This window comes from Streptococcus oralis subsp. oralis (assembly GCF_002096445.1).
GTDB lineage: Bacteria > Bacillota > Bacilli > Lactobacillales > Streptococcaceae > Streptococcus > Streptococcus oralis_N.
Window position 1 is genome coordinate 332,900 of the sequence record NZ_NCUK01000012.1, and the last position, 14,203, is coordinate 347,102.

The window sequence follows — 14,203 nt, forward strand, 5'->3', positions numbered from 1 at the left end:
AAAAGGAGTAATGTATGTATTTTATTGAAATTTTGAAGTCAATCTTTTTTGGGATTGTTGAAGGAATTACAGAATGGTTGCCCATTTCAAGTACTGGCCACTTGATCTTGGTTGAAGAATTTGTACAATACAAGGACCAAAATGAAGCCTTCATGTCCATGTTTAATGTTGTCATTCAGCTTGGTGCCATTTTAGCAGTTATGGTCATTTACTTTAACAAGCTTAATCCCTTCAAACCTGGTAAAACTAAGGTCGAAGTTCGTAGAACTTGGCAATTGTGGTCAAAAGTTTTCGTTGCGACCTTGCCTTTGCTATTGGTCTTTAAATTAGATGATTGGTTTGATGCCAACTTCCATAACATGGTTTCAGTTGCGATTATGTTGATTATCTATGGTGTTGCCTTTATCTACCTTGAAAAACGAAATAAGGCGCAAGCCATTGAACCAACAGTAACAGAGCTTGACAAGTTGCCTTATAAAACAGCCCTTTACATCGGTCTCTTCCAAGTCCTTGCCCTTTTCCCAGGAACAAGTCGTTCAGGTGCAACTATCGTTGGTGGTTTGTTGAATGGAACGAGCCGCTCTGTCGTAACAGAGTTTACCTTCTATCTCGGAATTCCTGTTATGTTCGGAGCTAGTGCTTTGAAGATTTTCAAATTTATTAAAGCAGGTCAACTCTTGAGTTTTGGACAACTGTTCTTGCTCTTGGTAGCTATGGGTGTTGCCTTCGCAGTCAGCATGGTTGCCATTCGTTTCTTGACCAGCTATGTGAAGAAGCACGACTTTACACTCTTTGGTAAATACCGTATTGTACTCGGTAGTGTCTTGTTGCTCTATAGTTTTGTGCGTTTATTTGTATAAGAAAAAAGCTTGAGGGAATTTTCCTTCAAGCTTTTTAAAATCCTGTCACCGTAATTCCTAGTAAACGGATACCTTTTTCTTTTTCAGCTAGTTCTTCGTAGAGTTGAAGGGCAGTTTGAGAAATCTGACTAGCGTCCTGTGTTGCTTGTGGGAGGCTTTTTCGTCTAGTTAGAGTAGAGAAGTCAGCATATCGTATTTTTAGGATAATGATTTTTCCAGCTTTGTCCTGCTTGCTGAGATTGTGAGCTACCTTTTCGGAGAGAAGAGTCAGCTCTTTTTTAATGTCTTCTTCTACTTGTAGGATCTTTCCGTAGGTTTTTTCCTTGCCAATGGACTTACGAATGCGATCGGACTTGACCGGTGAGTTATGAATGCCCCTTGCCTTTCGATAAAGGTCAAAACCGAGTCTGCCGAACCGATCGATTAAAGTGACTTCTGAGACGTCCAATAAGTCTGCACCAGTATAAATGCCCATTTCATGAAGCTTTTCTACTGTTTTCTTACCAACACCATGAAATTTAGCAATATCCATTTGTTTGAGAAATTCTTGGGCTTGATTAGGTAGAATCACTGTCAAACCATGTGGCTTCTGATAATCACTGGCCATTTTAGCTAAGAATTTGTTATAAGAGACGCCTGCAGAAGCAGTCAGGTGTAGTTCCTGCCAGATATCCTCTTGGATGAGGCGGGCTATTTTGACTGCAGACTTGATACCGAGTTTATTTTCCGTCACATCTAAGTATGCCTCGTCGATACTCATAGGTTCAATCAAATCAGTGTAGCGTTTAAAAATAGCACGAATCTCAAGTCCCACAGTCTTATACTTTTCATAATTTCCAGAGATAAAGACAGCTTGGGGACAGCGCTCATAAGCTTCTTTAGAGCTCATGGCTGAATGAACACCAAAAGCTCGTGCCTCATAGCTACAGGTAGAAACGACACCACGCCCACCTGTTTGTCTGGGGTCGCTCCCAATGATAACAGGTTTGCCCTTTAACTTAGGATTATCTCTGATTTCCACCGCAGCAAAAAAGGCATCCATGTCAATATGGATGATTTTTCTGGACAGATCATTTATCAATGGAAATATGAGCATTCCAATCCCTTTCTAGTGTCATTTTCTATTTATTATACCCTTTTTTCTGAAAAAATGGGAAAGTTCAACCTGACTTTCAAAAATATAATACAGATAAGAATAAAAAAGAGACTGTATTATAAAAGAAAGCGTCTAAAATGCCGATTTTCTCTTGTTGAAATCGGTTACTGTATGGTATACTTGTCTCAAGAATGTAACAGATGACTGTTACTAGAAAAAAGAGGACATTAACATGGTTGTTAAGACAGTTGTTGAAGCACAAGATATTTTTGATAAAGCTTGGGAAGGCTTCAAAGGCGTAGATTGGAAAGAAAAAGCAAGTATTTCTCGCTTCGTTCAAGCTAACTACACACCTTACGATGGAGATGAAAGTTTCCTTGCTGGACCAACAGAACGTTCACTTCACATCAAAAAGATTGTAGAAGAAACAAAAGCACACTACGAAGAAACACGTTTCCCAATGGACACTCGTCCAACATCTATTGCTGATATTCCTGCTGGATTTATCGACAAAGAAAATGAAGTTATCTTCGGTATCCAAAACGATGAACTCTTCAAATTGAACTTCATGCCAAAAGGTGGTATCCGTATGGCTGAAACTACTTTGAAAGAAAATGGATACGAACCAGATCCAGCTGTTCACGAAATCTTCACTAAATACGTAACAACAGTTAACGACGGTATTTTCCGTGCTTACACTTCAAACATTCGTCGTGCTCGTCACGCTCACACTGTAACTGGTCTTCCAGATGCCTACTCACGTGGACGTATCATCGGTGTTTACGCACGTCTTGCTCTTTACGGTGCAGACTACTTGATGCAAGAAAAGGTAAACGACTGGAATGCGATCAAAGAAATCGATGAAGAAACAATCCGTCTTCGTGAAGAAGTAAACCTTCAATATCAAGCATTGCAACAAGTTGTTCGCTTGGGTGACCTTTACGGAGTTGATGTCCGCAAACCAGCGATGAACACGAAAGAAGCAATCCAATGGGTTAACATCGCCTTCATGGCTGTCTGCCGTGTTATCAACGGTGCTGCAACATCTCTAGGACGTGTGCCAATCGTATTGGATATCTTTGCAGAACGTGACCTTGCTCGTGGTACATTTACTGAATCAGAAATCCAAGAGTTCGTTGATGATTTCGTTATGAAACTTCGTACAGTTAAATTTGCTCGTACAAAAGCTTATGATCAATTGTACTCAGGTGACCCAACCTTCATCACAACTTCTATGGCTGGTATGGGTAACGACGGTCGTCACCGTGTTACTAAGATGGACTACCGTTTCTTGAACACTCTTGACAACATCGGTAACTCTCCAGAGCCAAACTTGACAGTTCTTTGGACTGATAAATTGCCATACAACTTCCGTCGCTACTGTATGCACATGAGCCACAAACACTCTTCTATCCAATACGAAGGTGTAACAACAATGGCTAAAGACGGATACGGAGAAATGAGCTGTATCTCATGCTGTGTGTCACCACTTGACCCAGAAAACGAAGATCAACGCCACAACATCCAGTACTTCGGTGCTCGTGTAAACGTTCTTAAAGCCCTTCTTACTGGTTTGAATGGTGGTTACGACGATGTTCATAAAGACTACAAAGTATTTGACATCGATCCTATCCGTGACGAAGTTCTTGAATTCGAATCAGTTAAAGCCAACTTCGAAAAATCTCTTGACTGGTTGACTGACACTTACGTAGACGCTTTGAACATCATCCACTACATGACTGACAAGTACAACTACGAAGCTGTTCAAATGGCCTTCTTGCCAACTAAACAACGCGCTAACATGGGATTCGGTATCTGTGGATTTGCTAACACTGTTGATACATTGTCAGCGATTAAATATGCTACCGTTAAACCAATCCGTGACGAAAATGGCTACATCTACGATTACGAAACAATCGGTGAATACCCACGTTGGGGTGAAGATGACCCACGTTCAAACGAATTGGCAGAATGGTTGATCGAAGCTTACACAACTCGTCTACGTAGCCACAAACTATACAAAGACGCAGAAGCTACAGTATCACTTTTGACAATCACATCTAACGTTGCTTACTCTAAACAAACCGGTAACTCACCAGTCCACAAAGGTGTGTACCTCAACGAAGATGGTTCTGTGAACTTGTCTAAACTTGAATTCTTCTCACCAGGTGCGAACCCATCTAACAAAGCTAAAGGTGGATGGTTGCAAAACTTGAACTCACTTGCTAGCCTTGACTTTGGTTACGCAGCTGACGGTATCTCATTGACAACTCAAGTTTCACCTCGCGCTCTTGGTAAGACTCGTGACGAACAAGTTGATAACTTGGTAACAATCCTTGATGGTTACTTCGAAAACGGTGGACAACACGTTAACTTGAACGTTATGGACTTGAACGATGTTTACGAAAAGATCATGTCAGGTGAAGACGTTATCGTACGTATCTCTGGATACTGTGTAAACACTAAATACCTCACTCCAGAACAAAAAACTGAATTGACACAACGTGTCTTCCACGAAGTTCTTTCAATGGATGACGCATTGAGCTAAGATTCAATTAGAATGAAAAGAAAGCTAGTCAAAATGACTGGCTTTTTACTATAATATCAAAGATTGACCTAATTATAGATATAAGATATATTAAGTTATTTATATTAGTTTGCCGATATAAATAGTTCAAAATTGAATGGCTAGGCTATAGAATGGTGCAAATACGTGTATTTTTAAGTTAATATACTTGAATAGATTGTATTGAGATGTTATAATATAATAGATAAACTCTAGTTAGTGATAGGGGTTGTCAAAATGGTATGATGTAATCTCTTAGGGAGATTAGAAATAAAAATTTCATATAGAAAAGAGGAGAAGAAATGTCGAAAAGCAAAGCGTTAAACATGCTTTCTAAATTTTCTGCGTTAGCTTTTGCTATTTTAGCTCTAGCATCTGTTTTGGTAGGGATTGTTAAAGCAGATAATCCTGTTTCAAAAGAATTGACACAAGTAATTACAGGCATTGATCTATTAGATGCTTCAGATACTAAGCAAAATGTGAGTTCAGAAGGAGATTTCTCGCTTCGTACGAATTTAGCATATAAGCTTCGCGTGACCTTTGATCTCAAACAGTATAATGAACATCTGAATAATGGAGATTATTTTACCTTTGATATACCTGCTCCTATGGCAGTTTATGAAGGGAGTCAGGATTTAATTGATCCGACAACAAAAGTTACTATTGGAGAAGCAGAAGTGACTTCAAATGGTACTGATCAAGGTGGGAAAGCAAAAATCACCTTGAAAAACTTGGATAAATATCTAGAGAAAACTGGTGGAGATAAGGTAAAGGATGTGTCAGGGAATTTTTCTGTTTCTTTTAGATTCTTAAAAGATCAGAATAAAACCCGCATTAACTTTAATTCATCCTCATTAAAGCAAGAAGTGACTCACATTTATTCATCAAAAACAATCGATGGTCCCAAAGTTGGTACTGAAAATTATGCTAAAATTGGGGGTCGTGCTGCCCTTGAAAATTGGAACTCTCCAAAACTGGCTGAGATTGGTTCGGTTAGCAAGGGAGATGCATGGTCTACCTGGCGTGTACGTGTAAATACAGAGAAACAAGACTTAGGACAAAATATTGTATTACATGATACTATACCAAATGATGATACTAGTTACACTCCTGCACAGTATATTCCTGAGACTCTAAAAGTTTATAAGGCAAATATCACTGTTGGGACTTCTGCTGTTCCAGATGATGCAGTATTGTTAACGGAGGGACAAGACTATACCGTTTCGTGGAACGAAAACTATACTTCATTCGATATCATTTTTAAAGATGGAACGACCTCTTATATAGTATCTTATAACACAACAACTCCTAATGATGGAAGTAAAGTAGGAAATAGGGTTGCACTGTCATTGGCTGACGGGACTAAATTAGCACAGAACACAAGTCGTCCGGGAGCACTTGATATGACAGCTGAGGCGACATCTTTGATTTCTGGTACGATTGTAGCATCTACTGCTTACCAAATTAAGATTCATAAGACTGATGCCTTCACTCTTGCTCCAGTTTCGGGTGCAGTATATACTGTGACAGCAGCAGATGATGCAAGTGAAACAACAGAAGTGACTACGAATGAAAAAGGAGTAGCGCTTACGAAAACTTATGATCAGAAATGGGAAGGTAAAACGTTTAAGATCAAAGAGAAGACTGCTCCATCAGGCTATAAACTAGATGAAAAAGAGTATACAGTCAAACTCGGTGCTGCGGGTTCTACTATTCATCTTAAAGACGAACCTGTTCCAGCTGTATTCAATGTGACGGCTAAGAAAGTAGTAGAAGGACGTGCAGATAAGCTTCCAAAAGCAGATGAGTTTACCTTTAACCTGTTTACTGCAGAGAACTTGAAGGATCCAGTAGCCACAGCAAAATCAAAAGCTGATGGGACTATTACCTTTGAGAATCTCCAAGTAAAAGGTGCGGGAACTTATCACTACATCATCAAAGAAGACACTTCAACAGCAGTTGCAGGCGTTACATTTGATACAGAAGCCAAGGAAGTTACTGTAGCAGCAACTTTCCAAAGTGGAGTTTTAACAGCAACTGTCACATCTGCAGAACCAACTTTCACTAACACCTATAAAGCAACTCCAGCTAAAGAAACTATCACAGCTAAGAAAGTCTTGAACGGTAAAGACCTTGAAGCTGATAAATACGAATTCGAACTTAAAAAAGGTGAAGAAGTCGTTGCGACAGCTAAAAACGCTGCAGACGGAACTGTTACTTTCAAAGAAATCGAGTTCGAAACAGCAGGTGACTACACTTACACTATCACTGAAAAAGCAGGTAGCGAAAAAGGTGTGACATACGATACTGCTAAACACGAAGTTAAGGTAAACGTTACAGATAACGGCCAAGGTCAACTTGTTGCAACTGTTACAGGTAACAACCCAACCTTCACCAACACCTATAAAGCAACTCCAGCAAAAATTGCTATTGAAGCTAAAAAAGTTTTGAATGGTAAAGAGCTAGAGATAGATGAGTTTGAGTTTGAACTGAAAGAGGGTAACAAGGTTGTTGCGACAGCAAAGAATGTTGCTGGCGGATTGATTCGTTTTTCTGAAATTAGCTATTCAACAGCAGGAGTATATAACTATACTATTACAGAAAAGGTTGGCAATAAACTTGGTGTAACTTATGATAAAACAGAACATCCAGTAACTGTAGAAGTGAAAGATAATGGCTCAGGTCAACTTGTCGCGACAGTTACAAGTGAAACACCAGTTTTCGTTAATGACTATAAAGCGGAACCTGCGCAGGCTACAATCAAAGCTAAGAAAGTCTTGAAAGGAAAAGCGCTTGAAGCTGATGCTTATACTTTCGAACTGAAAGAAGGTTCAGACCTTGTAGCTACGGCTAAGAATACTGCTTCAGGCGAAGTTGTCTTCAACGTCAACTACACAGAAGCAGGAGAGCACACTTACACTATTACTGAGAAATCAGGAACAGAAGCAGGTGTGACATACTCAACAGAATCTCACACAGTTAAAGTGACTGTAGTAGATAACGGTCAAGGTCAATTGGTTGCGACTGTAGAAAATGCGGAAGCAGAACGTGTCTTCACTAATATTTATACAGCACCAGCACCAACAGCTACATCAGCAACACTTGAGTTTACGAAAGAATTGACTGGTCGTGCTTTGGTTGATGGTGAATTCCAATTTGAATTGTATGAAGGTACAAACAAACTTGATACAAAAACAAACCAAGGTGGAAAAGTAACATTTAATGCAATCAACTATGATGCAGAAGGTGTTCATACTTATACTGTAAAAGAAGTGAATGCCGGAGCAACTGGTATTACTTACGACACAGAAAAGACTGCAGTGGTAACAGTAACCAAAGATGCAGCAACAAATGCCTTGAAGGCAACTGTTGAATACCCAGCAGGTAGTGTCTTCACGAATAGCTTTAAAGCACCAGCAGTAGATGCTACGATTGAAGCAACTAAGAAACTTGAAGGTAAAGAACTTGCGGCTGATGCTTATACTTTCGAATTGAAAGAAAATGGTGCAGTTGTAGCAGAAGCTAAGAACACTGCCGAAGGTAAAGTAGCCTTTGTTCGTTCATTCGAAGAAGCAGGTACTCACACTTATACCTTGGTTGAAAAAGTTGGTACTGAAGAGGGTGTTGAATACGATAAGACTGAGCACACTGTAACAGTCACTGTAGTTGCGGATGGTCAAGGTCTCTTGACTGCGACTGTCTCATATGCAGATAGTAAAGCAGTTGTATTTACAAATAAATACACTGTTCCAAACCCAACACCGGATCCAAACCCAGCACCAAATCCAAATCCAACACCGGATCCAGCGCCAACGCCAGATCCAGCACCAACACCTCCAGCTACTGAGAATAAAGGTAAAGCTGAACTTCCAAACACAGGTGAAGCAACCTCTATCCTTTCTGCAATTGGATTTGTAGTATTGGCATTGAGCGGATTGGTATTCTTCGTAAAACGTAAAGCTTAAGCTTTCGTAGAAGAAACATAAAACTTGGTAAGTGAGAATTCTACTTCTCTCTTAAACTTGATAGAGAAAGTCTCTAGAAAATTCGTTTTCTAGGGGCTTTTTTTGTACTTCAAAAAATTTTTTTAAAAATAGTCAAATTTGGTCAAAAAGCTATTGACTTTTACTGACCAATGTGATATAGTAGGAACATAAGGAAAATGAATTCCTTAGAAAACTTCATTTTCAATGATTCTATTTCTTGAAAATGTATGATAGATACCCTAGAAAGGGGTGAGGCCTATGTTAAATCTAACAGATTTTGAAAAGAAGATGATAAAAGGCTTATTTAAGAAAGAAAAACCAGAAATTATACGTAGGGTAGCTAGTTAGCTAGTCTAAAATTTTTAAAACAAAGGTCAAAGATAGTCAATATCAGAGATCGCATATAATTAAGAATAAACGAGGTAAAGAATATGAACAACAACTTTAATAACTTTAACAACATGGATGATTTATTTAACCAATTGATGGGTGGTATGAGAGGATATAGTTCTGAAAACCGTCGCTACTTGATTAATGGACGTGAAGTGACACCTGAGGAATTTGCTCATTATCGTGCAACTGGTCAATTGCCAGGAAATGCAGAATATGATGCGCAAATGCAACAACACGCTTCAGGTATGAAACAAGACGGTGTCCTTGCTAAACTAGGTCGCAACTTGACAGCGGAAGCTCGTGAGGGCAAGCTGGATCCTGTAATCGGACGAAACAAGGAAATTCAAGAAACATCTGAAATCCTCTCACGTCGTACCAAGAATAATCCTGTTCTGGTAGGAGATGCAGGTGTTGGTAAGACAGCAGTTGTCGAAGGCCTAGCGCAAGCCATTGTGAATGGAGACGTTCCAGCTGCTATTAAAAACAAGGAAATCATTTCCATTGATATTTCAGGTCTTGAGGCTGGTACTCAATACCGTGGTAGCTTTGAAGAAAACGTTCAAAACCTAGTCAACGAAGTGAAAGAAGCAGGCAATATTATCCTCTTCTTTGATGAAATTCACCAAATCCTTGGCGCTGGCTCAATCGGAGGTGATAGTGGTTCTAAAGGTCTTGCGGATATTCTCAAGCCAGCTCTCTCTCGTGGTGAGTTGACAGTGATTGGGGCAACGACTCAAGACGAATACCGTAACACCATCTTGAAAAATGCAGCTCTTGCTCGTCGTTTCAACGAAGTCAAGGTCAATGCTCCTTCAGCAGAGGATACCTTTAAAATCCTTCAAGGGATTCGTGACCTCTATCAACAACACCACAATGTCATCTTGCCAGACGAAGTCTTGAAAGCAGCAGTGGATTATTCTATCCAATATATTCCTCAACGTAGCTTGCCAGATAAGGCTATTGACCTTGTGGACGTAACGGCTGCTCACTTGGCAGCTCAACATCCTGTAACAGATGTGCATGCTGTTGAACGGGAAATTGAGGCAGAAAAAGACAAGCAAGAAAAAGCAGTTGAGGCAGAAGATTTTGAAGCAGCTCTTAATGCCAAAACACGTATTGCAGAATTAGAGAAAAAAGTCGAAAACCACACAGAAGACATGAAAGTGACTGCAAGCATCAACGATGTGGCTGAATCTGTGGAACGAATGACAGGTATCCCAGTTTCACAAATGGGAGCATCAGATATCGAACGTTTGAAAGATATGGCTCATCGCTTGGAACACAAGGTTATCGGCCAAGACAAGGCGGTTGAAGCTGTAGCTCGTGCTATCCGTCGTAACCGTGCTGGTTTTGATGAAGGCAATCGCCCAATCGGTAGCTTCCTCTTTGTAGGTCCAACTGGGGTTGGTAAGACAGAACTTGCTAAGCAATTAGCGCTCGATATGTTTGGTACTAAAGATGCGATCATCCGCTTGGATATGTCTGAATATAGTGACCGCACAGCTGTATCTAAGTTGATCGGTACAACAGCAGGTTATGTGGGGTATGATGACAATAGCAATACCTTGACGGAACGTGTTCGTCGCAATCCATACTCTATCATTCTCTTGGACGAAATTGAAAAGGCTGATCCTCAAGTAATCACCCTTCTTCTCCAAGTATTGGATGACGGTCGTTTGACTGATGGTCAAGGAAATACAGTGAACTTCAAGAACACTGTCATTATCGCAACATCAAATGCTGGATTTGGCTATGAAGCCAACTTGACAGAAGATGCGGATAAACCAGAATTGATGGATCGCTTGAAACCATTCTTCCGTCCAGAGTTTCTTAACCGCTTTAACGCAGTTATCGAGTTCTCACACTTGAATAAGGAAGACCTTTCTAAGATTGTGGACTTGATGTTGGCGGAAGTCAACCAAACTTTGGCTAAGAAAGACATTGATTTGGAAGTTAGTCAAGCAGCTAAGGACTTTATCACAGAAGAAGGTTATGACGAAGTTATGGGTGTTCGTCCTCTCCGTCGCGTGGTTGAACAACAAATTCGTGATAAGGTAACAGATTTCCACTTGGATCATCTAGATGCCAAACATCTGGAAGCAGATATGGAAGATGGGAGTTTGGTCATTCGTGAGAAAGCCTAATACTCTTCGAAAATCAAATTCAAACCACGTCAACGTCGCCTTGCTGTACTCAAGTACAGCCTGCGGCTAGTTTCCTAGTTTGCTCTTTGATTTTCATTGAGTATAAGACAAAATTTTGAGAATAAAAAAGAACCAGTTATTGTAACTGGTTCTTTTGTGTTTAGATGACATGACGTTCAAAGGCATCATCTGAGATTCCTTGTTCCAGGATGAGTTTTGCCCATTCTTTAGCAGAAAAGAGGCTGTGGTCCTTGTAGTTTCCGCAAGATTCGATGGTTGTTCCAGGGACATCTTCCCAAGTAGTGGTTTCAGCAATTTCCTTGAGCGAATCCTTGATAACAGCTGCAATCTCAGCGCTAGTGTGACGTCCCCACATAATCATATGGAAACCAGTACGGCAGCCAAATGGTGAGCAGTCAATCATACCGTCAATGCGGGTACGGATGAGTTTGGCTAAGAGGTGCTCGATAGTGTGAAGGCCAGCAGTAGGGATAGAGTCTTCATTTGGCTGTACCAAGCGGATATCAAAGTTGGAGATGACATCTCCTTTTGGCCCTGTTTCTTCCCCAATCAAGCGAACATAGGGTGCTTTAACAATGGTGTGGTCAAGTTCAAAACTTTCAACAATAACTTCTTTTGACATGGTAGTTCCTTTCAGTTTTCTTCTTTCATTATATCATAAAGGGTGCTGTTGATGGAGTTTGATAAATGACTTTTTGGTACTAGAATGATAATAAAGTCTCTATACATAAACCTCAGAATTATAAAGAAAGAATGGAGAGAAGAATACCTTGTGAAAGAAAAGTTTAGTTTTTCTAGTGGAACTAAGGTGACTTTTGAAAAGTGGGCCAACTTTTTCTGAAATTTCTGTTTAATCTCTGAACTAATTCTGAACTAGATTGGGTATACTGGAGAAAATAAAGATAAAGGAGTTCAGTATGGAACATATTGTAAAAATTGATCGTGTTTCTAAAAAATATGGAGACAAGCAAATTTTAAAGGATATTTCTTTTACAGCTAGGAGTGGTCGCATTACGGCTTTTCTAGGACATAATGGTGCAGGAAAAAGCTCGACCTTGAGGATTCTCTTGGGCTTAGATCGGGCGACAGCAGGAACTGCGACTTTTGATGGACAAACTTATCAGTCAATGATTTATCCTCTCAAAACGGTAGGTGCAGCTTTTGACGGTATTGGCGGTCTGCCAAATAGAAAGGTTTACGACCATCTGCATATTATTGCTGCAAGTAATGCCATTCCAAAGTTTCGGATTGATGAGGTATTGGAGATGACTGGGATCGCTCATAAGAAAAAGGATTTCTTATCAAGCCTGTCTCTAGGAGAGGGGCAGCGCCTGGGATTGGCAGTAGCTTTACTAGGTGATCCTCAGTTTCTAATATTAGATGAGCCGACCAATGGCTTGGATCCAAGTGGGATTAAGTGGTTTAGAAAGTTCATTCGCAAGCAGGCTGATTTAGGGAAAACAGTCCTTCTATCCTCTCATATCCTGTCTGAGGTACAAATGGTAACAGATGATGTAGTCTTGATTCATCATGGGCAAATTATCGAACAGGGAACGCTAGAAGATGTATTACAAGGAACAGATAGTTTAGAAGAGCTCTTCTTCGACTTAACAGAGGAGGTTTAAGATGAAAGAAACGATGTCCTTATTACATTCAGAGTGGTTGAAAATCCAATCAACCAAGGCTTTCAGGGTAAGTGTGGTCTTTATGCTGTTATTGGTACCTGTTGTGTCATGGCTAGAGGGATGTCAGTATCTGTCTATCGGTTTAGATGCGACCCCTGAGACGGTTCCCGGTCTGGCAGAAGCTATTGATCCGCTTGAATATCTAGGTCTTAATGGCGCTTCTATGGGTGGTATGGTTTTAGTCATCTTAGCTGGAATTTTGGGAGCAACGGAATTTCAGTCTCATAGCTTGCGAACCAGTCTATTGGCTTGTAATAACCGCTTGAAGCTACTTATGGGGAAAATATTGACCTTTGGTTTGTTTTCACTCATCATTAGCTTGTTATCCATTTATTTGAGCTATATTGTCATGCACTTGGCTTTAGGAAAAGAAGGGCTACATCCAATTTTACTTAATCAAGCTGCCTGGAGTCATCTTTTATGGAAGGCACTAGCTACTGCATTGCTAGGTCTCTTGTCCTTTTTATTGGGATTGCTTGGGCGGACGATGTTGCTTCCCTTACTCTTTCTTGTGCCCCAGCTCTATAATCTGGGAAATTACCTGGCAGCTCATACGAGTTGGGGTGCTTATCTGCCACAGCCCGCAGGAGAGTTATTTGTTGCAACGCCGACTTCCCAATATGCCAACAATCCCTTGCAAGGACTCTTGATACTAAGCGTATGGTTGCTAGTTATCGGCGTCATGGCCTCTCTGCGCTTTTTGAAGACGGATTTAGGAGGACGCTACTGATGATAAAAGCTCTGCTTAAAAGTGAATGGATTAAGTTTCGTTCTTACTATCTCGTTCTTGGTGCCGCCTTGGTGGCTCTGGTAGTCGTTCCTTTTTTTCTGATGAATCTTGACTACAGTCAGACAGCAGTTGGCCAGACAAAGGCTCTGAGTGAAGCTTTGCATGCTCTCTATCTGGCGCAGCCTGTCATCGTCATCTTTACTTCCCTCTATTTTGCCCAGGAGTTTGTCAAGTCTGGGATGCGAACGAATTTTCTAACCGTATCAAATAGAAAGGCTTGGTTGGCTGGGAAATTCCTTTTTCTGGCCGTTCTGCTCTTGGTTCTCTACAGTGTCATGATAGGCAGCTGTTTCTTTGTTATGCTGGCTCGATTTGACCTAGACTTTAGCTGGCCCTTACTGGGGAAATTCCTCTATTACAGCTCTTTTGGTCTTCTCAGCAATCTTTTTCTGGCTCTTTTAGCTGCTGGCCTCGCTTTGCTCTTTCAATCTTGGGTTTTGCCGGTGTCGGTGCTATTTCCTCTCTTGATTGGTCTTAGCCGTTTATTGGCAACTTTTATCAAGGAAGCAAAATACCTGCCCGATCTGGCTACGCTAAATCTTTTTGAGTATGAAGGGCTTCAGCATTCAATAGATCTATCAGGGTTGGGAATACAGCTGTTCTGGCTAGCTTTGGTTTGGAGCTCTGCTATATTCTTGACCTTGAAACGAGATGTTCGCTAG

General features: G+C 40.5%; 9 protein-coding genes. 7 read left to right on the top strand and 2 right to left on the bottom strand.

Going from position 1 to position 14,203, the window contains the following annotated elements:
• The first annotated feature begins 14 nt into the window (after window positions 1–14).
• Window positions 15–860, top strand: a complete 846-nt coding sequence (locus B7721_RS02860) for an undecaprenyl-diphosphate phosphatase (protein WP_000273567.1) — start codon at window positions 15–17, stop codon at window positions 858–860.
• A gap of 34 nt (window positions 861–894) precedes the next feature.
• On the opposite strand, the gene dinB is transcribed toward B7721_RS02860, so the two are convergent.
• The gene (gene dinB / locus B7721_RS02865; protein WP_084877402.1) at window positions 895–1,956 is read right to left on the bottom strand and encodes a DNA polymerase IV; all 1,062 of its coding nucleotides are present in this window, start codon (window positions 1,954–1,956) and stop codon (window positions 895–897) included.
• A 232-nt stretch (window positions 1,957–2,188) separates the two neighbouring features.
• On the opposite strand from dinB, the gene pflB reads away from it, so the two are divergent.
• From pflB to B7721_RS02880, 3 genes are all read left to right on the top strand, one after another.
• A complete protein-coding gene (gene pflB / locus B7721_RS02870) occupies window positions 2,189–4,504 on the top strand; it encodes a formate C-acetyltransferase (RefSeq protein ID WP_000260621.1) in 2,316 nt (771 codons plus the stop codon).
• A 320-nt stretch (window positions 4,505–4,824) separates the two neighbouring features.
• Entirely contained in the window at window positions 4,825–8,487 is a 3,663-nt protein-coding gene (locus tag B7721_RS02875; protein ID WP_084877403.1) for a Spy0128 family protein, read from the top strand.
• Window positions 8,488–8,939: 452 nt separating this feature from the next.
• Window positions 8,940–11,045: an ATP-dependent Clp protease ATP-binding subunit gene (locus tag B7721_RS02880; protein WP_084877404.1), complete on the top strand. Its 2,106-nt coding sequence runs from the start codon at window positions 8,940–8,942 to the stop codon at window positions 11,043–11,045.
• 160 nt (window positions 11,046–11,205) lie between these two features.
• Here B7721_RS02880 and B7721_RS02885 read toward each other — a convergent pair whose 3' ends face one another.
• On the bottom strand, window positions 11,206–11,688 hold the full coding sequence (locus B7721_RS02885) for an S-ribosylhomocysteine lyase (RefSeq protein WP_000032557.1): 483 nt from the start codon (window positions 11,686–11,688) through the stop codon (window positions 11,206–11,208).
• A 295-nt stretch (window positions 11,689–11,983) separates the two neighbouring features.
• Here B7721_RS02885 and B7721_RS02890 point away from each other — a divergent pair, with 295 nt between their 5' ends.
• From B7721_RS02890 to B7721_RS02900, 3 genes are read left to right on the top strand one after another with little or no spacing between them, the layout of a single operon-like run.
• A complete protein-coding gene (locus B7721_RS02890) occupies window positions 11,984–12,691 on the top strand; it encodes an ABC transporter ATP-binding protein (RefSeq protein ID WP_084877406.1) in 708 nt (235 codons plus the stop codon).
• Window position 12,692: 1 nt separating this feature from the next.
• Window positions 12,693–13,481, top strand: a complete 789-nt coding sequence (locus tag B7721_RS02895) for a lantibiotic ABC transporter permease (RefSeq protein WP_084877407.1) — start codon at window positions 12,693–12,695, stop codon at window positions 13,479–13,481.
• Window positions 13,481–14,203, top strand: a complete 723-nt coding sequence (locus B7721_RS02900) for an ABC transporter permease (protein WP_084877409.1) — start codon at window positions 13,481–13,483, stop codon at window positions 14,201–14,203. Before B7721_RS02895 ends, B7721_RS02900 begins: the two co-directional genes overlap by 1 nt.